The organism is Methylobacterium platani (genome assembly GCF_001653715.1).
Taxonomy (GTDB): Bacteria; Pseudomonadota; Alphaproteobacteria; order Rhizobiales; family Beijerinckiaceae; genus Methylobacterium; species Methylobacterium platani.
The window spans coordinates 2,739-2,984 of record NZ_LWHQ01000115.1 but is presented as its reverse complement, the minus strand read 5'-3'; the positions used below and the strand labels follow the sequence as shown (position 1 = coordinate 2,984).

Sequence of the window (246 nt, the reverse complement as noted above, 5' to 3'; positions counted from 1 at the left end):
TCGAGCTGCTGCGCCAGGCCCGGCCGCACGACCGCATGCCCCGGCTCGTCCTCAACGGCGTCGGAATGCCCAAGCGCCCGGAGATCGCGGTCGCGGAATTCGCCAAGGCGCTCGACGCGCCGGTCGCCGCCGCGGTGCCGTTCGAGCCCGCCCTGTTCGGCACCGCGGCCAATAACGGCCAGATGCTGGCCGAGGTGCAGCCCGGCGCCAAGGTCACCGAGATCCTGGGCGAGCTCGCCGGCGCGC

General features: G+C 74.4%; 1 pseudogene. It reads left to right on the top strand.

The annotated features are described in order from the left end of the window. A pseudogene (locus tag A5481_RS31555) lies at positions 1-246 on the top strand (CtpF protein); the annotation flags it as partial.